Below are 21,240 nucleotides of genomic sequence, written 5' to 3'. Positions count from 1 at the left end.
CCAGTCATGTTGAGAAAATTGTCGATCTTCGCCAGCGCGGGACTGCTTGTCGCCTCTTTGCTGGTAGCGCAGAGCTCGCCCGCGGCCGCCACCGGTTACACACCTCCGCCCTTCGGGCCGACCTGCGAGGTGCACGAGTTCGGCGAGGGAGTGCAGCCACCGCTGTGGCTGTGGTTCGTCGATCCGTTGTGTGTCGAGTACCAGAAGCGGGACATCACGTTCGACAACGGCGGCGCAGTCGCGTTCCTGTTCGCGGAGCCGTCGCGCTTCCTGCTTGCCACTGGCCCTTGCAGGTACTGGCAGCAGGATCACTGGAGCATCCAGGTGACGACCGGCGCAACGCCGATCGTCACCTGGGACGGCAACTACTGGTTCGACAAACATCTGCGCTACGCGGCGGCGCACCTTGCAAACTTTCGCATCAATGGCGCCTCGGTGGGCATCGGAGATGTCGTCATTGCCCTGCAGGACTACGCTCCTGAGCTGGCAACCGCGCTGTCGGAGTACGGCAGTACCTATGGCGAGACGGGGATGTCGTCCAGCCTGCCGTTCTCCTTGCGGTGCCCCTGATGAGACGCCGCCAATTCATCGGCACGTTGGCCGCGGCCGCCGGCGCCAGCATCATCGAGGTCGGGCAGCAGTCGGCGTTCGCGAACACGGACTGGACCGGCGACACGCTCGACGCCTTCGCGGACACGATCATCCCAGGCGTCAAACGGTATGGCGGAGATGTTGCAGTCGCAGGCGCCGCAGCAGGGCCAAGCGGAGCCGCGACCGGGTATCTGACGCTCCTGTCGGCGCCCCAGACCGGACTCGGCCCGTTGTTGGACGGCATCGCGGCATTGCTGAACACACGCTCGTCGGCGTACGCCGTCCTCCACGGGATCCTGTTGCCGCCGTGGCGACCACCGTTCGTCGGCCTTGGTTTCAATCACCGATGCACAGTTGTGTCGGACCTGTACCAACCGGACGACCCTGATCGCGATCTGTGGGCGATGATGGCTTTGCTGGCCGGCCTCGCCTTCGATTGCGCCGCACACCTCAATACGGCGACGGCTGTGAGCCAATCACACCCAGGCCTTGCGTGGCTCGGCTTTCCCGCCCCAGGCGCCGACGGGCTGTGGCGGTTTCCCGATTTCTCGTACGGCCTCGTCCTCGCCGGCACCCATCCGGGGACCACCTCCGACGGGCAACCAGCATGAGCTCCACAGAGGTGTACGACGTCATCGTCATCGGCTCCGGGTTCGGTGGCGCGATCCCCGCCTATCGGCTGGCTGCCGCTGGTTGCCGTGTAGTTCTGCTCGAACGCGGGCCGTACTTGACCGCCCAGGACTTCAGACATGACCTGCGGCTGGGCACCTTCACCCGCATCGTCGATGCGATCAAGGGCGATGGACTGACAGTCATCGCGGGCAACTGCGTCGGCGGATCAAGCGTTGTCTACTACGGAGCATCGCTACGAGCGCCGTCGTTCGCCTTCGACAGAACAGGCGGATCGGGTCGACGGCTCTGGCCGGCAGCGATTTCACGGTCGACGCTCGACCCGTACTACGACCGCGTCGAACGAGTGTTGCCCGTGTCCCGGCAGAGCTGGAGTGATGTCAGCTACGCAGGCGGCCTGTTCGCTGCGGCATGCCATCATGCCGGCCACACGGCCAATCCGATCCCGGTTGCAGTCGATCTCAACCGCTGCACAAATTGCAACTGGATGCTCTCCGGCTGCAAGTTCGACGCGAAGCGATCGCTGTTGCTCAACTACATACCTGCAGCCGTCAACGCAGGCGCCGAAATCCGGCCGCTGCACCAGGTCGAACTGATCTCCCGTGCCGCGCTCAGCACATCCCGGTACCGCGTGACGTACACCAAGCTCAGCGCCGACGACTACCGACTACCCGTCGGGACTGGTTGCCTCGAGGCCAACACGATCGTCTTGGCAGCCGGCGCAATAGGCACACCGGTGATCCTCCGGAGGTCCGAGCTACTGCTCGATTCGATTCCGGATGCCGTCGGCAAGTACCTGTCCGGAAACGGCGATCGCATCCACGCCGCGGTGATGAACGAAGCGGCGATCAAATCCGTCCTCGGTCTGCACCGGACCGCCGGCATCGGATACGAAGCGCACCACATCGGTAAGGCCATCAACACGATGTCGTACGACTACCTCGACCCTGCGCTACCCGAGTTCGGACGGTTCGGGTTACAACAGATCGCGCTTCCAGCCCTCACGAACCTGCTTGCGGGATGGCCCGACTGGTTTGGCGTCAACAAGAAATCACTGCGCTCGCTGTGGCGCTCATGGCTGACGTTGCTCGCTATGACCGAGGACGGCAATCCCGGCTACCTCAACGACGTTCCCGTGACGGGGAGCTTCGTGCGTCTCGCACAGGGCTTCGGCACGGGTACTTTCACCTATCAACCCGACAGCCATACCCGCGCCGGCTGGGCCACTGCAGATGACAAGCTGCGCACTATCATCGAGCACGACGCTCTCGGCATGACCCATCCGTGGTCAGACGCAACGAGCGGCAGCGTGACAGCACATCCGCTGGGGACCTGCAGGCTTGGAGACGACCCGGCGATCTCCGCCCTGACGTCCGACCACGAGCTGCGCGGTCACCCCGGACTTTACGTCACCGACGCGGCCGCGATACCGGCTGCTCTGACCGTCAATCCATCCCTCACAGTTGCCGCCTTGGCCGAACGCGCAAGCGAACGAATCCTCGGCGGCCTGTGACTCCCTGGGCTCAGTGGAAGAAGTGGCGCGTACCTGTGAAGTACATCGTGATGCCGGCCTTGGTGGCTGCTTCGATGGCGGCTTCGTCGCGGATGGAGCCGCCTGGTTGGACGACTGCCTTGACGCCGCCCTCGATCAGGACCTCCAGGCCGTCGGGGAACGGGAAGAAGGCGTCGGAGGCGGCCACCGATCCGGTGGCTCGGTCGCCGGCGCGGGAGACGGCCAGGCGGCAGGAGTCGACGCGGTTGACCTGGCCCATGCCGACGCCGACAGACGCGCCGTCGGAGGCGAGCAGGATCGCGTTCGACTTGACCGCGCGGCAGGCCTTCCAGGCGAAGGCCAGGTCGGCCAGCACCTCGGGCGACGCGGCCTCGCCGGCGGCGAGGGTCCAGGCGGACGGGTCGTCGCCCGGCGCCTGGAAGCGGTCGCGGTGCTGGAGCAGCAGGCCGCCGCTGATCGCGCGCAGCTCGACCGGCTCGTCGTCGGTCACCGCCGGGGCGACGAGCAGGCGGATGTTCTTCTTCGCCTGCAGGATCTCGACCGCGCCGTCCTCGAAGGCGGGCGCCACCAGGACCTCGGTGAAGATCTCCGCGACCTGCTTCGCCAGGTCCACCGTGACGGGGCGGTTCGTGGCGATCACACCGCCGTACGCCGACACCGGGTCGCACTCGTGCGCCCGCCGGTGCGCCTCCGCGATGTCCTTGCCGACCGCGATCCCGCACGGGTTCGCGTGCTTGATGATCGCGACCGCCGGCTCACTGAAGTCGTACGCGGTACGACGAGCCGCGTCGGCGTCGACGTAGTTGTTGTACGACATCTCCTTGCCGTGCAGCTGCTCCGCCGCCGCGAGACCACCGCGGCCGTTCAGGTAGAGCGCGGCCGGCTGGTGCGGGTTCTCGCCGTACCGCAGGACGGCGGCCTTTTCCCACGAAGCGCCGACCCACGCCGGGAAGCCGGAGCCCTCCGAGGAGTCGGTGAGTACGTTGCCCATCCACGACGCGACGGCGATGTCGTAGTCCGCCGTGTGTACGAAGGCAGCCGCCGCCAGCCGCTGCCGCTCCTCGAGCGAGAACCCGCCCTCGCCGAGAGCCGCGAGCAACGCCGGGTACTGCGAGGCGGAGGTGACGACAGCGACGTTGGCGTGGTTCTTCGCGGCGCCGCGCACCATCGACGGACCGCCGATGTCGATCTGCTCGATGCACTCGTCGACCGACGCGCCGGACGCGACCGTCTCGGTGAACGGGTACAGGTTGCTGACCAGCAGGTCGAACGGCTCGACCCGCATCTCCCGCAGTTGCTCGACGTGGTCGGGCTTGCGCAGGTCCGCGAGCAGTCCGGCGTGGACGAGCGGGTGCAGCGTCTTGACCCGGCCGTCGAGGCACTCCGGGAAGCCGGTCAGCTCCTCGACCTTGGTCACCGGTACGCCGGCCGCCGCGATCCGGGCCGCGGTGGAACCGGTCGACACCAGCTGGACACCGGCGGTGTGCAGCGCCGTGGCGAGCTCCTCCAGACCGGTCTTGTCGTAGACGCTGATCAGCGCGCGGCGGATCGGCCTGCGGTCGGTGCTCACTTCAGTCGAACCTTTCGTCCGGTGATGGTCCAGCCGTCGCGGACCAGCCGGCCGACCCACTCCACCAACTGGCGGCGTTCGACCTCCTTGATCCGCTCGGTCAGGGTTTCTTCGGTGTCGTCGTCCTCGACCGGTACGGCGACCTGCGCGATGATCGGGCCGGTGTCGACGCCGCCGTCCACGAAGAACAGCGTCGCCCCGGCGACCTTCACGCCGTACTCCAGCGCGTCCCGGGGACCGTGGATCCCGGGGAAGGCCGGCAGCAGCGCGTTGTGGGTGTTGATGTAGCGGTCGCCGAACGCCTCGAGGAAGTCGTCGCCGACGAGCTTCAGGAACCCGGCCGAGACCACCAGATCGGGCTGGTAGGAAGCGACCGATGAGGTCAGCGCCCGATCCCAGTCCGCGCGCTCGGCGAAGGACTTCACCTTGTGCACGAAGGTCGGCACCCCGGCGGCCGCGGCGCGGTCCAGCCCGGCGATCCCGTCCCGGTCGGCGCCGACGGCCACGACCTGAGCGCCGTACGCCGGGTCGGCGGACGCGTCCAGCAAGGCCTGCAGGTTCGATCCCGACCCCGACACGAGCACGACGAGGCGTGCGGAACCGGAGTCGGAAGCAGCAGCAGTCACGGCGGGCAGCCTACCGTTCGGCGTCGGCCTCGCCGTCAGCCGGGCGGCGCGCGGACACCACCGCGGCCGTGATCGCCGCGCCGATCGCCATCCCGGCGGCCAGTACGCCGGCCGCCGGCACCGCGCCCGGGACGCCCACGACCGACATCCGCCCCGGACCGGCCGAGCCGCCGGACATCGCCAGCAGCGCGAACAGGATCACGCCCGCGAGCACCGCCGCGATCGCGCCGCGGAGCGCGAAGGCGTCCCACCCCAGCGCATCCGCGTCCCGCTCGGCGAGTCCACGCCGGACGACGACGAACCCGGCGACGGCCCCGGCCACCAGCGGTACGAGGGCGGTCAGCGCCAGCAGGTACGTCGGCGTCGACCCGTCGGCCGGTACGGCGGCCAGCAGCGGCAGCGCCGGCAGGTTCCCCACGTCGACGCCGGTCGGGGCGATGGTCGTACCGGTCCCGAGCTGGAACCCGGGCCCGGCGAGGAACGCGATCACGTACAGGATCATGTTCGGCATCAGCATCAGGCAGATCGCGAACAGTACGACCGACCCGATCACGCCGGCGTCGAGCAGTTCGAGCATGCCGGTGATGCGGGAGAAGTGCACCGCGAGGAGTACGGCGTACAGCACCGAGGCGAGCGCGACGATCGTCAGCACCGCGGCGAACGCGGCCGGTACGGTGTCCCGCAGCCCGGCCGGGGTGGCGTCGGCGAGGTCCTCGCCCGCGCCGGACTCGACGACGATGCCTGCCAGGCCCGCGACCAGCGCCAGCGAGAACGCGCCGAGGAACGCTGACAACGCGGACACCTTCAATGCGCCGTCCGCCGTGAGCAACGCCACGACCAACCCGCCGAGGCCGTAGACGACCGCGAACCCCAGGGTCAGCGCGATCAGGTCCCTGGTCCGGTCGGCGCCGCTGGAACGGGCTGCCGACTTGCCGCCGCGGTACAGGCACCAGGCGAAGAACAGGGTCAGGCCGAGCGGCGCGACGCTGATCCGGCCGGTACCGATGGTCACACCTGCCTTGTGCGCGACCAGCCAGGCGCCGGCCCCGGCCCGGACCGCGCCGGAGGCGCCGCCGAAGGTCGCGCCCAGCCAGCCGATCACGGCGACCGCGGCGCAGGTCAGCAGACCCGTGAGCAGGCAGGCTCCGGCGGAGATCACGGCCGACACCAGCAACGGCTTGGTCGGGGCGGCGGCGATCTCCGACGTGGGCGTTTCGCCGTCCCGCGCGCCCGGGCGGCTCAGCATGTCGGTCATCTGACTCCCATCGTCTCCCCGGGTACGGACACCGCTCGTGCTGACACGCCGGGTGTGGGAGACTTCAGCCCGCCTGCTCACGCTCGGTTGTCGCCTGTTCGCCTGGTGGTAGTGGAATGGGAGCGGCATGGGTCCACCCGGTACTGTCGGGTGGAATCAGTCAGGAGGTCGAGCTTTGGCCGGTTCCCACCGTGGACAACGCGGCGGCACACGCGCCGCTGCCCGGGAGGCGCGGCGCCAGCAGGCACGCAAGCGGAACCAGACGATCGCGGCCGGGGTCGCGGTCGTGGTCCTGGTCGGCGGCGGCGGTGTCGCTGCGCTGAACGCGTTCGGCGGCGACAACGGGTCCGGCCCGAAGGCGGGCAACAGCCCGAGCGACGACAAGTCGAGCCAGTCGAACGTCCTGGCCGACGACAAGGTGCTGCTGGATGCCACCGGCGCGAAGGCGCTCGGCGCGACCGGCGCCTGGACCGTGACCGGGACGGCGGGCGGCGACTCGGCCCCGGACACCTCGTTCGCGTGCCAGCTCCAGCGGTTCGCCGATCCGGCCGGTCTCCGGACCTGGGTCCGTACGCTGCAGAACGCGACCACGAAGGACACGGCCGTCCAGTACATCGACGTCTCGAACGACAAGGCCACCGCGGCCAAGACGTACAGCACGGTCGTGCACTGGCTCAGCCAGTGCACCACCCCGCAAACCCGGTTGTCGGCCGGGTACACGACCACCGGCGTCGGCGACTCCGGCGTGATCGCGGTCTTCGGGCAGGTGCCGGGCGCGAAGACGACGAAGTACAAGACCGTCTCGGTCACGCTGACGGGCCAGGCGACGATGGTCGTCGAGCACGACACCACGGCGGCGACCCCGCCGCGGCCCGATCTGGTGCTGGCGGCGACCAGCGCCGCGGCGAAGAAGATCTGCTCCGAGACCGGCGGTTGTGGAACCGGAGCGCCGCTGGCGACCCCGGCCCTGCTGCCGAACGTCGACACGCCTGGATTCATGGCGCCGGTCGACCTGCCGCTGCTGGCCGAGGTCGACAAGCCGTGGGTGAGTGCCCCGGCGCAGACCACCGACGGCACCGGCTGCGAGAAGCTCAGCCTGAAGAAGGCCAAGCCGAAGAAGTACGGCACGATCACGTACGTGACACCGGAGGCGAAGGTACCGACCGAGTTCGGGGTCGACGACACGGTCGCCAAGTTCCCGACCGCCGCGCTGGCGTCCTCGTTCCTGGACAAGATCCGCAAGAACGTCGACGCCTGCGAGAAGAACGTCTCGAACGCGCAGGTCGAGTCGACCGGCACGGTCAAGACCAGCACGGTCAGCGGCAAGAGCTGGAAGGCGACATACGACAGCGGTGACGGCAAGAAGTTCCACTACCGGATCGGCGTCGCCGGGGCCGGGGACCGCGTGGTGTACCTGCTGTTCCCGGTGCTGAAGGACCTGGACATCACCGACGCCGCGTTCAACGACACCCTGGTCCGCGCGGTCGACCGCTCCGCCGCCTACAAATAGAAAACGGGGCCTGCCCCAAAGGGACAGGCCCCGCACCAGGGCTTACTTGCTCAGGCCCTGCATGATCTCGCGCATCAGGTTGGCGGTCTCGGTCGGCGTCTTGCCGACCTTGACGCCGACGGCCTCGAGGGCCTCCTTCTTCGCGGCCGCGGTCCCGGAGGAGCCGGAGACGATCGCGCCGGCGTGACCCATGGTCTTGCCCTCCGGCGCGGTGAAGCCTGCGACGTACCCGACGACCGGCTTGGTCACGTTCTCCTTGATGAACGCGGCCGCCCGCTCCTCGGCGTCGCCACCGATCTCACCGATCATCACGATCGCGTCGGTGTCCGGGTCGTCCTGGAACGCCTGCAGCGCGTCGATGTGCGTGGTCCCGATGATCGGGTCACCGCCGATCCCGATCGCGGTCGAGAACCCGAAGTCGCGCAGCTCGTACATCATCTGGTACGTCAGCGTGCCGGACTTGCTGACCAGCCCGATCCGGCCCTGGCCCGCGATGTCGGCCGGGATGATGCCCGCGTTCGACGAGCCCGGCGTGATGATGCCGGGGCAGTTCGGGCCGATGATCCGGGTCTTGCCGGACGCCTGCGCGGCAGCGAAGAACGCCGCGGTGTCGTGCACAGGAACGCCCTCGGTGATCACCACTACCAGCGGCACCTCGGCCTCGACGGCCTCCAGTACGGCGTCCTTGGTGAACTTCGGCGGGACGAAGATGACGGAGACGTTCGCGCCGGTCTCCTTCACCGCGTCCGCGACGGTGCCGAACACGGGAACCGACTTGCCGTCGAAGTCCTGGCTCTGGCCCGCCTTGCGCGGGTTCACGCCACCGACGATGTTGGTGCCCGAGGCGAGCATCCGGGTGGTGTGCTTGGTGCCCTCGGAGCCGGTCATGCCCTGGACGATGACCTTGCTGTCCTTGGTCAGGAAGATAGACATTGTTCGGCGATCCCTTACTTCGCAGCCAGCTCGGCGGCGCGCTTGGCGGCGCCGTCCATCGTGTCGACCCGCTCCAGACCGGCGAGGCCCGCCTCGTCGAGGATCCGGCGGCCCTCCTCGGCGTTGTTGCCGTCCAGCCGGACGACCAGCGGCTTGGTGACGTGCTCACCGCGGCTGGCGAGCAGCTCGAACGCCTGCACGATGCCGTTCGCGACCGCGTCACAGGCGGTGATGCCGCCGAAGACGTTCACGAACACGCTCTTCACCTGCTGGTCGGAGATGATGATCTCCAGCCCGTTCGCCATCACCTCGGCGCTCGCGCCACCACCGATGTCCAGGAAGTTGGCCGGCTTCTGGCCGCCGAACTCCTCGCCGGCGTACGCAACGACGTCCAGGGTCGACATGACCAGGCCCGCACCGTTGCCGATGATGCCGACGGACCCGTCGAGCTTCACGTAGTTCAGGCCCTTGGCCTTGGCTGCCGCCTCCAGCGGGTCGGCCGCCGAGACGTCCTCGAACTCGGCGTGCTCCGGGTGCCGGAAGTCCGCGTTCTCGTCCAGCGTGACCTTGCCGTCCAGCGCCTCGACGTTGCCGTCCTCGAGCTTGACCAGCGGGTTCACCTCGACCAGCGACGCGTCCTCGGCGATGAACACCTCGTACAGCTTGACGATCTCCGGTACGACGGCGTCGATCACGTCGGCCGGGTACTTCGCGGCCTCCGCGATCTCCCGCGCCTTCGCCTCGTCGACACCCGTGGCCGGGTCGATCGAGATCTGCGCGACCGCGTCCGGGTTCGTGTGCGCGACCTCTTCGATCTCCATGCCGCCGGCGGCGGAGGCGATGCAGAGGTAGTTGCGGTTGGCGCGGTCGACCAGGAACGAGAAGTAGTACTCCTCGGCGATCGCCGCGGCCGGGACGATGTTCAGGATCTTGACGACGTGACCCTTGATGTCCAGCCCGAGGATCTCGCGGGCCTTCTCCTCCGCCTCGTCCGGGCTGCTCGCCAGCTTGACGCCGCCTGCCTTGCCGCGGCCGCCGGTCTTGACCTGGGCCTTCACGACCACCCGGCCGCCGATCTTCTCGGCTGCCGCGCGCGCTTCCTCCGGAGTCGTGACGACCGCACCCACGGTCGTCCGCACCCCGTGCTTGGCGAAGACCGTCTTCGCCTGGAATTCCATCAGATCCACGAGTGTGGTCCCTCTCTCGCCTGTACGGATTCCTGACACTAGCCACCCTTGTGCCGAGAGCAACAGCCGGGGTACTGGCTGAGACGACTGTCACAGGCGCTCGCCACACCGTGCGACGCTTGTTCGCATGACCGATCCTGAGAGCAGACCAGCTGACGACTGGTGGCGTAGTGCCGTCGTCTACCAGGTGTACCCCCGTTCGTTCGCGGACGCGGACGGTGACGGCACCGGCGACGTGAACGGGATCCGCGCCCGGCTGCCGTACCTCGCCGACCTCGGGGTCGACGCGCTCTGGATCAGCCCGTGGTACCCGTCCCCGCTGCTCGACGGCGGGTACGACGTCGCCGACTACCGCGACATCAACCCGGAGTTCGGCACGCTCGCCGACGCCGACGCGCTGATCGCCGAGGCGCACGCGCTCGGGCTGCGGATCCTGATCGACCTGGTACCGAACCACTGCTCCTGGGAACACCCGTGGTTCAAGGCCGCGCTGGCCGCCGGAAAGGGCTCGCCGGAGCGGGACCTGTTCTGGTTCCGCGACACCGAGGACGGCAAGCCGCCGACGAACTGGCCGGCCGCGTTCGGCGGCCCCGCCTGGCAGCAGATCGGTGCCGACTCAGGAGACGGGCAGTGGTACCTGCACCTGTTCGACATCTCGCAGCCGGACTGGAACTGGGAGCACCCGAAGGTGATCGAGGAGTTCGACTCGATCCTGCGGTTCTGGTTCGACCGCGGTGTGGACGGGTTCCGGATCGACGTCGCGGACTCGATGGCCAAGGATCCCGCGATGCCCGACGTGGAGCTGACGCACAACGGCGACCCGACCCACGAGAAGTACGTCGGCCATCCGTTCTACGACCAGCCCGGCGTGCACACGATCCACCAGCGCTGGCGGGCGATCGCCGACGAGTACGCCGGCACGCCGCAAGGCCCGCGGGTGTTCGTGGCCGAGGCGTGGCTGTCGCCGGCCGAGCGGCTCGCGCAGTACGTCCGCCCGCACGAACTGCACTCGGCGTTCAACTTCGACGCGCTGCGGGCGAAGTGGGACGCGAAGGAACTGCGCGAGGTGATCGACCACACCACCGAGAACCTGTGGGCGGTCGGTGCGCCGGCGACGTGGGTACTGAGCAACCACGACACGATCCGGCACCGCACGCGGTACGGACGGAGGCTGAAGGACGCGCTGGAGGGTGCGGGCGTCGTACCCACCGATCTCGAGCTCGGGCTCCGCCGCGCGCGGGCCGCCGCGCTGCTGGAGCTGGCGCTGCCGGGCGGCGCGTACATCTACCAGGGTGACGAACTCGGCCTGCCCGAGGTCGAGGACCTACCGGAGGACAAGCTCGACGACCCGACCTGGGAACGCTCCGGCCACACCGTCCGCGGCCGCGACGGCTGCCGCGTCCCGATCCCGTGGTCCGGCACGGAAGCCCCGTACGGCTTCGGTCCTGGCACTGGGCAACCGTGGCTCCCGCAGCCCGCCGACTGGGCACCACTGACCGCGGAGGCGCAGACCGCTGACCCGTACAGCCACCTGAACCTCTACAAGGCAGCACTCCGGATCCGCCACGAGCACCCCGCGCTCGGCGAAGGCCGCCTCGCCTGGGACCCCGACGCCCCCGAAGGCGTCCTCTCGTTCACCCGCGACCCCGGCTTCCGCTGCATCGTCAACATCACCGACGCCCCCATTCCCCTGCCACCGCTGAAGAAACGCCTCCTGAGCAGCGCACCCCTCACGAACGACGAACTACCTCCCGACACCACCGTCTGGCTGCAGGTCTGACAAACGGAAACGGCCGGAGCCACTGGCTCTGGCCGTTTCCTGGTTCAGCGGTATCGCTCGCGGTCCCTTCGGTCCCGGTCCTCCCGGTCCCGTCGGTCGCGGTCCTCCCGGTCACGCCGGTCCCGGTCTTCCCGGTCCCGGCGTTCCCGGTCCTCCCGGTCCCGGCGGGCACGGTCGTCGCGGTCGCGGCGGGACCAGCTCACTTCACGCCACCTGCCGTCAGGCCGGCGACGATCCGCCGCTGGAACAGCAGTACGGCGATCACGAGCGGGATCGTGACCACCACGCCGGCGGCCATCTGGCTGCCGAACGGCTGGTCGCGGCCGGTCGTACCGGTGAACTGCGAGACGATCACGTTCGCGGTCTGGATCGACTTCTTGTTGGTCATGCTCAGCGCGATCAGGAACTCGTTCCAGGCCGCGATGAACGTGATGATCGCGGTGGTGAACACACCCGGTGCCGCGAGCGGGATGATCACCTTGCGGAACGCCTGGGCCGGCGTACAGCCGTCCACCATCGCCGCCTGCTCGAGTTCCTGCGGCATCTGCCGGAAGAACGCGGTCAGGTTCCACACCGCCAGCGGCAGCGCGAACGACAGGCTGGGCACGATCATCGCCTGGTAGGTGTTGATCCAGTGGATGCTGACGAACAGCTTCAGCAGCGGTACGACCAGCGAGATGCCCGGGAACATCGACGTGGTGATGATGATCGCCAGCACGATGTTCTTGCCCCTGAAGTCCAGCCGGGCCAGCGTGTACGCCGCGACCATGCCGATGATCAGCGTCAGGATCGTCACCGACCCGGCCACGATCAGGCTGTTCAGCAGACCCCGGCCGAAGCCGTTGTCGCCGCTGAACACGTCCTTGAAGTTCTGGATCGAGAACGGCGCCGGAATCAGCTTGTTCGAGAACTGGTCCGACGGTCGCCGGAACGCCGAGACCACCATCCAGTAGAACGGCGCGAGGCAGTAGATCACGATCACCGCGACGCCGATCAGCGGCGCCCACCGGCGCAGCGGGCCGGCCTCGGCCGGCTGCGGAGCTACGGCAGCCATTACTGTCCACCTCCCACGGTGACGGCACCGACCGTGGTGCCCGGCGCGGCCTTGACCGCGTTCTTCCTGCGCCAGCCCTTGCCGCCGCCTCCACCACCGGGCTTCTTCGCCCGGGCTTCACCGATCACGTCGGCGCCGAGGATCTTGACGAACATGTACGCGACCACGGCAACGTAGATGAACAGCACGGTCGCGTACGCCGCCGCCGGCCCGTACCGCACGTTGAACGCTTCGTCGTACGCCAGCATCGAGAGCGTCTCGACCGAGTCCTTGTGCGCGCCGACCAGCACGAACGGCAGGTCGAAGATCCGCAGCGTGTCGAGGATCCGGAACAGCACCGCCACCAGCAGCGCCGGCTTCACCAGCGGCAGCGTGATCCTGGTGAACGTCTTCCAGGCGTTCGCACCGTCGACCTTCGCGGCCTCGTAGACCTCGGCCGGGATGGTCTGCAGCCCGGCCAGGACCAGGAGGCCGATGAACGGTGCGGTCTTCCAGGTGTCCGCGATCACGATCGACAACTTGGCCTGCCAGCCGTCGGTCGACCACAGCACCTGGGTGCCGATGATCGCGTTGAAGATCCCGTCGGCCTGGAAGACCCACTTCCAGAGCAGCGCCGAGATGATGGTCGGGATCGCCCACGGGACCAGGATGCTGGCCCGGACGATGCCACGGCCCTTGAAGGCCTTGTGCATGATCAGCGCCATCGCGACGCCCAGCACGGTTTCCAGTACGACGCAGACCACGGTGAAGAACGTCGTGTTGTAGAACGCGTTCCAGAACCGGTGCCCGGTGTCGCCGCGGAAGATGTCGGCGTAGTTCTTCAGCCCGACCCACTGCGATCCCTGGACCACGAACCCGTTCGCGTCCAGGTGCTGGCCGCTCTGGAACAACGACTCGCGCAGCGCCGAGATGATCGGGAACAGGACCACCAGCGCGAGCACGATCAGCGTCGGGGAGAGCAGGATCGCGGCCAGCCGGCCGGTGCCCTCGTCGAAGCGCTGCTCGCGCTTCGGTTTCTTGACCGGCCGTTCCGCGACCGGTGCACTTACTGTCACCTGAGACTCCTTTGCTCCCCGGGAGACACCCGGGCAGGGACGGACCGGGGCCGGTGCGTGGTCACGACAGCTCCACCCACCGGCCCCGCACCACGATCAGTTCGTGATCAGCGACTGCAGCTTGGTCTGCAGGTCGGCGAGTGCCTTGTCCGGCGCCACCGTGCCGCTCAGCGCGCCGTACGCCGCCGCCTGGATCGCCGCGGTGACGTCGCCGTACTTGACCACCTTCGGCCGCGGCTGCGCACCGAGGATCGAAGCCTTCAGCGGGGACAGGTACGGGAACTGCTTCTGCAGTGCCGCGTCGTCGTACAGGGACGCCCAGGTCGGAGCCTGCGACGTCGCCTCCAGGTTCGCCTTCTGGCGGGCTTCGCTCGCCATGAAGTTGATGAAGTCGACCGCGGTCGCCTTGTTCTTGGCGAACGCGCTGATCGCGTAGTCGTGACCGCCGAGCGAGGAGACGCCCGGGCCGGTCTTACCCGGCAGCGGCGCGACCGCGAACTTGCCGGCGACCTTCGACGAGCCGTCGGTCTTGTTGGCCAGCGAGTACACGTACGGCCAGTTCCGCAGGAAGAGCAGCTTGCCGTCCTGGAACGCGCGGCGGCTCTCCTCCTCCTTGTAGGTGATGGCTTCCTTCGGGATGGCTCCCGTCTTGAACCCGTTCACCAGTTCCTCGAGGCCGGCCTTGGCCTCCGGGGTGTTGACGTTCGGCTTGCCGTCCTTGTCGACGATCACGCCGCCCGCGGAGTTGATCGCCTCGGAGAAGTTGACCGTCAGGCCCTCGTACTTCTCGAACTGGCCCGCGTAGCAGCTCATGCCCTTGGCCTCGGGCAGCGCGGCCACCTTCTGGCAGTCGGTGAGCATGTCGGCCCAGGTCGCCGGCGGCGTGCTGACGCCGGCCTTGGTGAGCAGGTCCTTGCGGTAGTACAGCAGGCCGCCGTCGGACGTGATCGGCACGCCGTACAGCTTGTCGCGGTACTTCGCGGTCTCCACCGTCGCCGGGATCAGCTTGCCGAGGTCGGGAATCTTGTCCTCAGGGATCTGGGTGATCCACTGGTTCGCGGCGAACTCCGACGTCCAGACGACGTCCATGTTGAGCACGGTGTACGCGCCCGCCTTGGTCTGGGCGTCCTGAACCATCTGCTGGCGCTGCCCGTCCGCGCTCTCGGGCAGTTCCTTCACCTCGACCTTCTCGTTCGGGTGAGCCGCGTTCCAGGCCTCGACCTGCTTCGGCAGGAAGCCGGACGTGTCCTTGCCGGTGGCAAACGTGATCGGGCCCCGGCCGTCGAGCGCCCCGGCCGAGCTGCCCCCGCTGCTGCTGCTTCCGTTGTCGCCACTACCACACGCGGCGGCAAGCAGCACCAGGCTGCCTGCGACGGCGACGAACGCCGTCCCACGTGCGTGTGATCGTTCAAACCTCATCGTTTACCTGCCCTCTCCCGATTGGGACGTCGCTTGGGTCCTGCGGCAGCCGGTCACAGTCCCCCACCGCACTGCGATCCGCCCTGTCCGGACAGTAACCGAGAACCGGCCGATGTGTTCTGAGCCACACACAGCCTCACCCACGGTCTCTGAAACGGTCAGCCGCATGGCTGTATGCGACCGCGTTTGGGAAGCCCGCACAACCGGGCATTTCCTAACGATTCGGTATTACCGATCAGTAACGTTGCGGAAACGGGGATGCCTGTTCAGAAGTGTTCCGAACGGTCACGCTGTGGTCGAGGCGTCGCCCACGTTCGCGCGGACCCACTCGACGATCTCGGTCGTGGTCGCGCCGGGCGTGAAGATCTTGTGCACGCCGAGCTCCGCCAGCGGCTGCAGGTCGGCGTCCGGGATGATCCCGCCGCCGAACACCACGATGTCCTCAGCGTCCCGCTCCGCCAGCAACTCGCGGACCCGCTTGAACAGGGTCATGTGCGCGCCGGACAGTACCGACAGCCCGACCGCGTCCGCGTCCTCGGCGATCGCCGTCTCGACGATCTGCTCCGGGGTCTGGTGCAGGCCGGTGTAGATGACCTCCATGCCGGCGTCCCGCAGGGCGCGGGCGACGACCTTGGCACCACGGTCGTGACCGTCCAGACCGGGCTTGGCGACGACAACGCGCAACGGGCTCGTAGCAGGCATGTGGGCAGGCTAACGCGCCCGCTTACTTACGGATAAGACACGGACGCGTGTGTTCGCCCACACGCTTGGTGGGAACCGGTTACCGTTGAAAGTGATCGGACCACCGGGGGGTCTGGTTTGGTGAGGAGTCGCCCATGAGCAGCTGGCAGGACGACATCCGCGGCGCGCTGGACGGACTCGCGTACGGCGCCCGCTCCGCGCTCATGCCGAGCGTGCTGCACGGCGCCGCCGTCGAACTCGGCTGGCTGACCACGCACCTGGCGATGTACCCGCTCGGCCTGGTCGGCCGGGCACCCGCGCCGCCGGCCCGGCTGAACCTGGCAGGCCTCGGCCCGGCGCAGCGTGGCCTGCTGGTCAGCGACGTACGCGCAGCCGGTACGCCGATCCTGCTGGCGCACGGGATCATCGACAACCACACGGTCTTCGCGCTGATGCGCCGGCACCTGGCGCGCCGCGGGTTCAGCAGCGTCCACACGTTCTCGTACTCGCCGCTGACGCTGGACGTACGCCGGACCGCCGAGCGGATGGGCCGCGAGATCGAGGCGATCTGCGAGGCGTCCGGGTCGGACCAGATCCATGTCATCGGGCACAGCCTCGGCGGGCTGATCGCGCGGTACTACGTCCAGCGGCTCGGCGGCGACTCCCACGTACACACCTGCGTCACGCTCGGCACGCCGCACCAGGGCACGGTGGCGGCCAAGCTGCTGCCGTGGCCGCTGGTCAAGCAGGTACGGCCGGACAGCGACCTGATGGCGGAACTCGCCGAACCGGCGCCGGACTGCCGGACCAGGTTCATCGCGTTCTACAGCGACGTCGACCAGTTGATCGTGCCGCAGCGGCGGGCGCGGATCCGGCACCCCGACCTGATCGCGAGCAACGTCCGGGTGCACGGCGTCGGCCATCTGTCGCTGCCGTTCCACGGCGAGGTCGTTCATCGGATCACCGGCGCCCTGACCCACCTCGACGCCGGCACGCCTGATCTTGGGCCGAAAACTGCCTGAGCTAGCAGCGTTCTGGCCGGTTTCAGCAGATGCACGTGCAGGCGCGCATGCAAAAGTTTCGTGAAGGAGCCGCGGAAAACGCTGGGAGAGGGTTTGTAGGTCCGTGACTGATCCGTTATCGTGCGTCAGGTCCCTCCGGGAACAAACCCCCGAAGGGATGGACAGAGAGCCCCTCCCCTGTGACCGAAAGGCCACGTTGTGTCCCAGCACCGTGCCGCGGGAGACCGCGTCACGCCCGGCAACGCTGCGCGCAAGAACGGCGCAGGACGTCACAGTGCCAAGCATCGCGTCGCCAGGCGTAACACCCCCAGCAGTACCCAGATCGTCGGTTTGACCGCTGCGCTCGCCGCAGCCGCGGGAGCTGTCGGCTTCAGCCACAGCGCCCTGTCGGACCCGACCCAGGCCAACTCCGCGGTCAACCTCGCGGCCCTCAGCCTGGACAATGGGCAGCTGTCCGGTATCACCACGGCACGCATCCAGGCGCGCCAGCTCGCCACCCGTGACTCCTCCCGGGTCCAGCTGGCCGACACGACCACCAAGAAGCAGTCCGCCGCCAGCGCACTGGCCAAGGCCCGGGCCGCGAAGCTCACCGCCAGCCAGGCGCTGACCGCGAAGCGGGCGAGCGCGCTCGCCCTCGCGAAGGCCAAGGCGGAGGCCGCCGAGCAGAAGGCCCGCGAGTCGGCGACCCGCTGCCAGATCATGCTGACCGGCTACCACATCACCGCCACCTTCGGGCAGGGCGGCAACCGCTGGGCGCACAACCACACCGGCCTCGACTTCGCCGCCCCGATCGGTACCCGGATCGGCGCCGTGATGAAGGGCGTGGTGATCTTCGCCGACTGGGCCGGCCCGTACGGCCGCCAGGTCCAGGTCCGGCACGAGGACGGCACCGTCACCTGGTACAACCACATGTCGAAGTTCAGCGTGTCGGTCGGCGAGACCGTGTACGCCGGTGACCAGGTCGGCGCGGTCGGGATGACCGGCAACACCACGGGCCCGCACCTGCACTTCGAGGTGCACCCCGACGGCGGCCCGGCGGTCGACCCGGATCCGTGGCTGCGCAACCACTGCGGCCTGAACCCGTACACCTCGATGTGACAATTCCGGAGCGCCGGCCGCGGCGGCGGCGCTAAGCTGCCGCGCATGCGCCCGGCTGCCGGTGAGGTCCTGCACTTCTCCGAGGACCCCACCATCACGACCTTCGAGCCGTACGTCGCACGTACCAACGGCAAGGTCACCCCGTACGTGTGGGCGGTCGGTCATGACCGCGCCCCCGACTACTGGTTTCCCCGGGAGTGCCCGCGAGCGATGGCCTGGGTCGGACCGGGCACCACTGCGGACGACCGCGAGCGGATCATCGGCTCCGGCTCGGGTAGTCGCGTACATGCCGTCGAGTACGGCTGGCTGGACGCGATGCGCTCCGTCTCGCTGTATGCGTACCGATTGCCCGCTCAGCCGTTCGCCGAGCACGACGCCGCCTTTGTGGCGACCTCCGTGGTGCGGCCGCTCGGTCCGCCGGAGCGGGTCGGGGACCTGTTCGCGCTGCACGACGAGGCCGGTATCCAACTGCGGGTGCTGCCCCGGCTGCACGACTTCTGGGCCGCGGCTGTCGCCAGTACGCTCGAGTGGAGCGGCATCCGGCTGCGGAACGCGCGGCCATGACGTACGGCGAACTCGCTGAGACGTCCTGGTCCTGGGTGCTGGGCCAGGTCCGGTGGGACGGGAGCGGGCCGTGGATCCCCGTGTCGGGTGACGGTGGCGAGCCTGACGAGTACGTCGACGGCATGCACAGTGGGATCGGTGGGCTGGCGTACGTGCTCGCCGAGATCCGTCTGATCCGCGAGTGGACTGCGGCCGAGCGGGAGCTGGCGGCCGCGATCGGGGACCGGCTTCGTTCCGCGATCCCTTCGACGACCTCTACCACGTTCTTCGACGGGTTGGTCAGCTCGATCGGGGTGCTGACGGCGCTCGACCAGCCCGGAACGTCGGCTTGTCTGGACCGCCTGCAGGAGCTCGAAACCGAGAACGGCTGGCCGGAAAGCTTCCTCGACGAGCCCCGCTACGCACCGGGCGCGGTTGCGAATGACATCACCCTGGGGACCGGCGCCGTTCTCCTCGGCATGTTGTGGGTGTGCCGGCACAGCACCCACCCCGACAGAGCCGCCGGGCGGGCGGCTCAGCAGCCGCCGGTGCCCCCGGCCCCCGACAGGCCCACAGGACAGACGGCGACCACAGCCCCCGACGGGCTCGCAGGACAGACCGCGACCACAGCCCCCGACAGGCTCGCAGGGCGGGAGGCCTCAGCTGGACAGCGGTTGGCTGTGCGGGCGGTGGAGTTGTTGCTGGGTGCGCGGGAGGTTGTGCCGGGCGGGGTGAACTGGCAGTTCGTGTCGCGGCGGTTTCGGGAGGATGAGCCGACCGAGATGCCGAACTTCTCCCACGGGCTCGCGGGGATCGTCGCGGTACTCGCGGTCGCCGGCGTCGAACTCGGCCGTCCCGAGCTCGTCGACGTGGCGCGGCGCGGGGCCGAGCACCTGGTGACACTCGGGATCACCGACGACCGCGGGTTCCGGGTACCGCGGGTGATCCCGTGGGCCGAGCGGCACGGCGACGAGTACACGTACAACTGGTGCCACGGCGGCGCCGGTACAGCGCTCGCGTTCAGCGCCCTCGAACACGCCGACGTACCCGCGATCGCCGGTGAATCACCGACGACCTGGCGCCGGCGCTGTCTGGACGGCATGCGGTATTCCGGGATTCCCGAGCGGCTGCATCCGGGGTTCTGGGACAACGACGGACGCTGCTGCGGTACGGCTGGCGTCGGCGATGCGTTCCTCGACGCCTGGCTGCGCGACGGCGATCAGGCCGACCTGGAGTTCGCCGTACTGATGGGCGACACGCTCGTCGAACACGCCTACCCGGACGGGTACTGGCGGTTCCTCGAGCACAAGAATGAGGATCCGCTGCTCCCGCCGGGCGTCGGCTGGATGCAGGGTACGGCCGGGATCTCGGCGTACCTGTTCCGCCTGCAACGGATGCTCGACGGGGATCAGCGCACGGTCGAACGGATGGACAACTGGTGGGCGCTCAGACGGTGAGTACCACCTTGGCGCGGGCGTGTTCCCCTTCCAGATAACGCATCGCGTCGGCCGTCGCCGCCAATTCGTAGGTGCGGTCAACGATCGGAGCGAGCTTGCCGGCCTCGGCGAGCTCGCGCAACGTCACCAGGTTCTCCCGGCTCGCCCGGACCGTCAACAGAACGATGCTCCGGGCAACGAACGGGGCCAGCAGCTTGCCCCGGAGCATGAGGCCCATCGGACCGAGGAGGCTGCCGCCGGTGAAGACACCGCCACCGGACAGGACGAGTAAGCCGCCAGGCTTCAGCACCCGGCGGAGTTCGCCGAGCGACCGGTTGCCGACGAGATCGAGAACGACGTCGTACCGGCGAGATGCGGTGGCGAAGTCGGTGCTGGTGTAGTCGACGATCTCGTCCGCACCGGCGGTCCGGACCAGGTCCGCGTTGCGCGTGCTGCAGACGCCGGTCACGGTCGCGCCGTACGCCTTGGCGAGTTGTACGGCGAACGTACCGACACCACCGGAGGCGCCGTTGACAAGGATCTCCTGGCCCGCTTCGAGTTTCGCGACGTCACGGATCCCGATCAGGGCAGTGTTGGCGGCGAGTGGGATCGCGGCCGACTGCTCGAAGGTCAGGTTGGCCGGCTTGCGTTCGATCCGGTCCTCCGCAGCGCACACGTACTCCGCGAACGCGCCGGGCACCTCGCCGTACACCTCGTCGCCGGGACGGAAGCGGGTCACGTCCCGGCCGACGGCCTCGACGGTTCCGGCGAAGTCGGTGCCGCGGATCCGGACGTTGGGCCGGCGCCAACCGAGGTCGGCGGACGCGCGGGCGAGGTACGGGTCGCCGCGGAGGACGTGCCAGTCCCGGGCGTTGAGCGCGGCGGCGTGGACGCGGACGAGCACCTGGTGCGATGCCGCGAGGTCGTACGAGAAGCCGCCCGACCGCATCAGCCCGACGAGCCGGTCGTGGTAGATCACGACGGCCGGGCGCATCGTCGTACGGCTCTGCAGAAGTTGGGGCGCCCACGGGTGCCGGAGCAGAACCGCCCTCGCGGTGAGGATGCGATGCCGCATCGCAGCCTTCCAGTCATTCACCACGGTCAGCCGGTCGACGGCGGAGTTGATCTCGTCCATCACCACGTCGACGAGCCCGTCGAGCAGGGCGTTCTTGTTGGTCACGTGGTAGTACAGCGACATCGCCTCGGCACCGAGCCGGTCACCGATCCGCCGCATCGTGACGGCATCCAGCCCGTCCGCGTCGGCAATCTCCACCGCGGCCCCCAGTACCCGCTCCCGACTCAACGGCGCCCGACTCACCATTCGTACAGCGTAAGGT

19 protein-coding genes are annotated in these 21,240 nt (G+C 68.6%); 9 read left to right on the top strand and 10 right to left on the bottom strand.

The annotated features are described in order from the left end of the window. The first annotated feature begins 6 nt into the window (after window positions 1-6). Genes ACFYRU_RS26335 through ACFYRU_RS26325 form a run of 3 tightly spaced genes read left to right on the top strand, consistent with a single transcriptional unit; the run spans window position 7 to window position 2,734 of the window. Window positions 7-570, top strand: a complete 564-nt coding sequence (locus tag ACFYRU_RS26335; protein ID WP_387663238.1) for a hypothetical protein — start codon at window positions 7-9, stop codon at window positions 568-570. After that, window positions 570-1,202 carry a DUF5987 family protein gene (locus ACFYRU_RS26330; protein ID WP_387663237.1) on the top strand — a complete coding sequence of 211 codons (633 nt, stop codon included), beginning with the start codon at window positions 570-572 and terminating at the stop codon, window positions 1,200-1,202. Before ACFYRU_RS26335 ends, ACFYRU_RS26330 begins: the two co-directional genes overlap by 1 nt. An 11-nt stretch (window positions 1,203-1,213) precedes the next feature. Continuing rightward, a complete protein-coding gene (locus tag ACFYRU_RS26325) occupies window positions 1,214-2,734 on the top strand; it encodes a GMC family oxidoreductase N-terminal domain-containing protein (RefSeq protein ID WP_387663236.1) in 1,521 nt (506 codons plus the stop codon). A 10-nt stretch (window positions 2,735-2,744) separates the two neighbouring features. Here ACFYRU_RS26325 and purH read toward each other — a convergent pair whose 3' ends face one another. The 3 genes from purH to ACFYRU_RS26310 are packed head-to-tail and all read right to left on the bottom strand — an operon-like array spanning window position 2,745 to window position 6,185. Continuing rightward, complete coding sequence (purH, locus tag ACFYRU_RS26320) at window positions 2,745-4,304, bottom strand: bifunctional phosphoribosylaminoimidazolecarboxamide formyltransferase/IMP cyclohydrolase (protein ID WP_387663235.1); 1,560 nt, start codon at window positions 4,302-4,304, stop codon at window positions 2,745-2,747. After that, the gene (purN, locus tag ACFYRU_RS26315; protein WP_387663234.1) at window positions 4,301-4,930 is read right to left on the bottom strand and encodes a phosphoribosylglycinamide formyltransferase; all 630 of its coding nucleotides are present in this window, start codon (window positions 4,928-4,930) and stop codon (window positions 4,301-4,303) included. The genes purH and purN overlap by 4 nt, the downstream gene beginning before the upstream one ends. 10 nt (window positions 4,931-4,940) lie before the next feature. Then, window positions 4,941-6,185 carry a DUF6350 family protein gene (locus tag ACFYRU_RS26310; RefSeq protein ID WP_387663233.1) on the bottom strand — a complete coding sequence of 415 codons (1,245 nt, stop codon included), beginning with the start codon at window positions 6,183-6,185 and terminating at the stop codon, window positions 4,941-4,943. Window positions 6,186-6,360: 175 nt separating this feature from the next. Between ACFYRU_RS26310 and ACFYRU_RS26305 the strand changes: the two genes are divergently transcribed. Beyond that, window positions 6,361-7,695, top strand: coding sequence for a hypothetical protein (locus ACFYRU_RS26305; protein ID WP_387663232.1), 1,335 nt, complete (start codon window positions 6,361-6,363; stop codon window positions 7,693-7,695). A gap of 42 nt (window positions 7,696-7,737) precedes the next feature. Here ACFYRU_RS26305 and sucD read toward each other — a convergent pair whose 3' ends face one another. Together sucD and sucC are read right to left on the bottom strand one after the other, a co-directional pair. Then, on the bottom strand, window positions 7,738-8,628 hold the full coding sequence (sucD, locus tag ACFYRU_RS26300; protein WP_387663231.1) for a succinate--CoA ligase subunit alpha: 891 nt from the start codon (window positions 8,626-8,628) through the stop codon (window positions 7,738-7,740). A 14-nt stretch (window positions 8,629-8,642) separates the two neighbouring features. Continuing rightward, the gene (gene sucC, locus ACFYRU_RS26295) at window positions 8,643-9,815 is read right to left on the bottom strand and encodes an ADP-forming succinate--CoA ligase subunit beta (RefSeq protein WP_387663230.1); all 1,173 of its coding nucleotides are present in this window, start codon (window positions 9,813-9,815) and stop codon (window positions 8,643-8,645) included. Window positions 9,816-9,942: 127 nt separating this feature from the next. Between sucC and ACFYRU_RS26290 the strand changes: the two genes are divergently transcribed. Then, window positions 9,943-11,595 carry a glycoside hydrolase family 13 protein gene (locus ACFYRU_RS26290; protein WP_387663229.1) on the top strand — a complete coding sequence of 551 codons (1,653 nt, stop codon included), beginning with the start codon at window positions 9,943-9,945 and terminating at the stop codon, window positions 11,593-11,595. Window positions 11,596-11,794: 199 nt separating this feature from the next. Here the strand turns inward: ACFYRU_RS26290 and ACFYRU_RS26285 are convergent, their stop codons facing one another. The 4 genes from ACFYRU_RS26285 to ACFYRU_RS26270 all read right to left on the bottom strand — a co-directional run bounded on the left by ACFYRU_RS26285 (window position 11,795) and on the right by ACFYRU_RS26270 (window position 15,825). Next, the gene (locus ACFYRU_RS26285) at window positions 11,795-12,649 is read right to left on the bottom strand and encodes a carbohydrate ABC transporter permease (protein ID WP_387663228.1); all 855 of its coding nucleotides are present in this window, start codon (window positions 12,647-12,649) and stop codon (window positions 11,795-11,797) included. Next, the gene (locus ACFYRU_RS26280) at window positions 12,649-13,704 is read right to left on the bottom strand and encodes a carbohydrate ABC transporter permease (protein WP_387663227.1); all 1,056 of its coding nucleotides are present in this window, start codon (window positions 13,702-13,704) and stop codon (window positions 12,649-12,651) included. Before ACFYRU_RS26280 ends, ACFYRU_RS26285 begins: the two co-directional genes overlap by 1 nt. A gap of 96 nt (window positions 13,705-13,800) precedes the next feature. Beyond that, window positions 13,801-15,123, bottom strand: a complete 1,323-nt coding sequence (locus ACFYRU_RS26275) for an ABC transporter substrate-binding protein (protein ID WP_387663226.1) — start codon at window positions 15,121-15,123, stop codon at window positions 13,801-13,803. A 285-nt stretch (window positions 15,124-15,408) separates the two neighbouring features. Continuing rightward, window positions 15,409-15,825 (bottom strand): cobalamin B12-binding domain-containing protein, encoded by a 417-nt coding sequence (locus ACFYRU_RS26270; protein WP_387663225.1) that lies wholly within the window; start codon window positions 15,823-15,825, stop codon window positions 15,409-15,411. Window positions 15,826-15,959: 134 nt separating this feature from the next. Here ACFYRU_RS26270 and ACFYRU_RS26265 point away from each other — a divergent pair, with 134 nt between their 5' ends. From ACFYRU_RS26265 to ACFYRU_RS26250, 4 genes are all read left to right on the top strand, one after another. Beyond that, complete coding sequence (locus tag ACFYRU_RS26265) at window positions 15,960-16,826, top strand: esterase/lipase family protein (RefSeq protein WP_387663224.1); 867 nt, start codon at window positions 15,960-15,962, stop codon at window positions 16,824-16,826. 330 nt (window positions 16,827-17,156) lie between these two features. Next, complete coding sequence (locus ACFYRU_RS26260; protein ID WP_387663223.1) at window positions 17,157-17,924, top strand: M23 family metallopeptidase; 768 nt, start codon at window positions 17,157-17,159, stop codon at window positions 17,922-17,924. Window positions 17,925-17,969: 45 nt separating this feature from the next. Beyond that, window positions 17,970-18,488 (top strand): DUF6886 family protein, encoded by a 519-nt coding sequence (locus ACFYRU_RS26255; RefSeq protein WP_387663222.1) that lies wholly within the window; start codon window positions 17,970-17,972, stop codon window positions 18,486-18,488. Then, the gene (locus ACFYRU_RS26250; RefSeq protein WP_387663221.1) at window positions 18,452-19,924 is read left to right on the top strand and encodes a lanthionine synthetase LanC family protein; all 1,473 of its coding nucleotides are present in this window, start codon (window positions 18,452-18,454) and stop codon (window positions 19,922-19,924) included. The genes ACFYRU_RS26255 and ACFYRU_RS26250 overlap by 37 nt, the downstream gene beginning before the upstream one ends. Here ACFYRU_RS26250 and ACFYRU_RS26245 read toward each other — a convergent pair. Next, window positions 19,914-21,224, bottom strand: coding sequence for a zinc-binding dehydrogenase (locus ACFYRU_RS26245; protein ID WP_387663220.1), 1,311 nt, complete (start codon window positions 21,222-21,224; stop codon window positions 19,914-19,916). The genes ACFYRU_RS26250 and ACFYRU_RS26245 overlap by 11 nt on opposite strands. Window positions 21,225-21,240: the final 16 nt, after the last annotated feature.

Origin of the sequence: Kribbella sp. NPDC004536 (assembly GCF_042873835.1) — a bacterium.
In the GTDB taxonomy this organism is placed as follows: domain Bacteria; phylum Actinomycetota; class Actinomycetes; order Propionibacteriales; family Kribbellaceae; genus Kribbella.
The sequence above is the reverse complement of the archived record's forward strand: the minus strand, read 5'-3'. Positions and strand labels throughout refer to the sequence as shown.

What these genes read in the sequence shown, in the direction of transcription:
- ACFYRU_RS26335 (WP_387663238.1), top strand. Translation starts at nt 7, where the DNA reads ATGTTGAGAAAATTGTCGATCTTCGCCAGCGCGGGACTGCTTGTCGCC.
- ACFYRU_RS26330 (WP_387663237.1), top strand. Translation starts at nt 570, where the DNA reads ATGAGACGCCGCCAATTCATCGGCACGTTGGCCGCGGCCGCCGGCGCC.
- ACFYRU_RS26310 (WP_387663233.1), bottom strand. Translation starts at nt 6,185, where the DNA reads ATGACCGACATGCTGAGCCGCCCGGGCGCGCGGGACGGCGAAACGCCC.
- sucD (WP_387663231.1), bottom strand. Translation starts at nt 8,628, where the DNA reads ATGTCTATCTTCCTGACCAAGGACAGCAAGGTCATCGTCCAGGGCATG.
- ACFYRU_RS26290 (WP_387663229.1), top strand. Translation starts at nt 9,943, where the DNA reads ATGACCGATCCTGAGAGCAGACCAGCTGACGACTGGTGGCGTAGTGCC.
- ACFYRU_RS26285 (WP_387663228.1), bottom strand. Translation starts at nt 12,649, where the DNA reads ATGGCTGCCGTAGCTCCGCAGCCGGCCGAGGCCGGCCCGCTGCGCCGG.
- ACFYRU_RS26275 (WP_387663226.1), bottom strand. Translation starts at nt 15,123, where the DNA reads ATGAGGTTTGAACGATCACACGCACGTGGGACGGCGTTCGTCGCCGTC.
- ACFYRU_RS26270 (WP_387663225.1), bottom strand. Translation starts at nt 15,825, where the DNA reads ATGCCTGCTACGAGCCCGTTGCGCGTTGTCGTCGCCAAGCCCGGTCTG.
- ACFYRU_RS26265 (WP_387663224.1), top strand. Translation starts at nt 15,960, where the DNA reads ATGAGCAGCTGGCAGGACGACATCCGCGGCGCGCTGGACGGACTCGCG.
- ACFYRU_RS26255 (WP_387663222.1), top strand. Translation starts at nt 17,970, where the DNA reads ATGCGCCCGGCTGCCGGTGAGGTCCTGCACTTCTCCGAGGACCCCACC.
- ACFYRU_RS26245 (WP_387663220.1), bottom strand. Translation starts at nt 21,224, where the DNA reads ATGGTGAGTCGGGCGCCGTTGAGTCGGGAGCGGGTACTGGGGGCCGCG.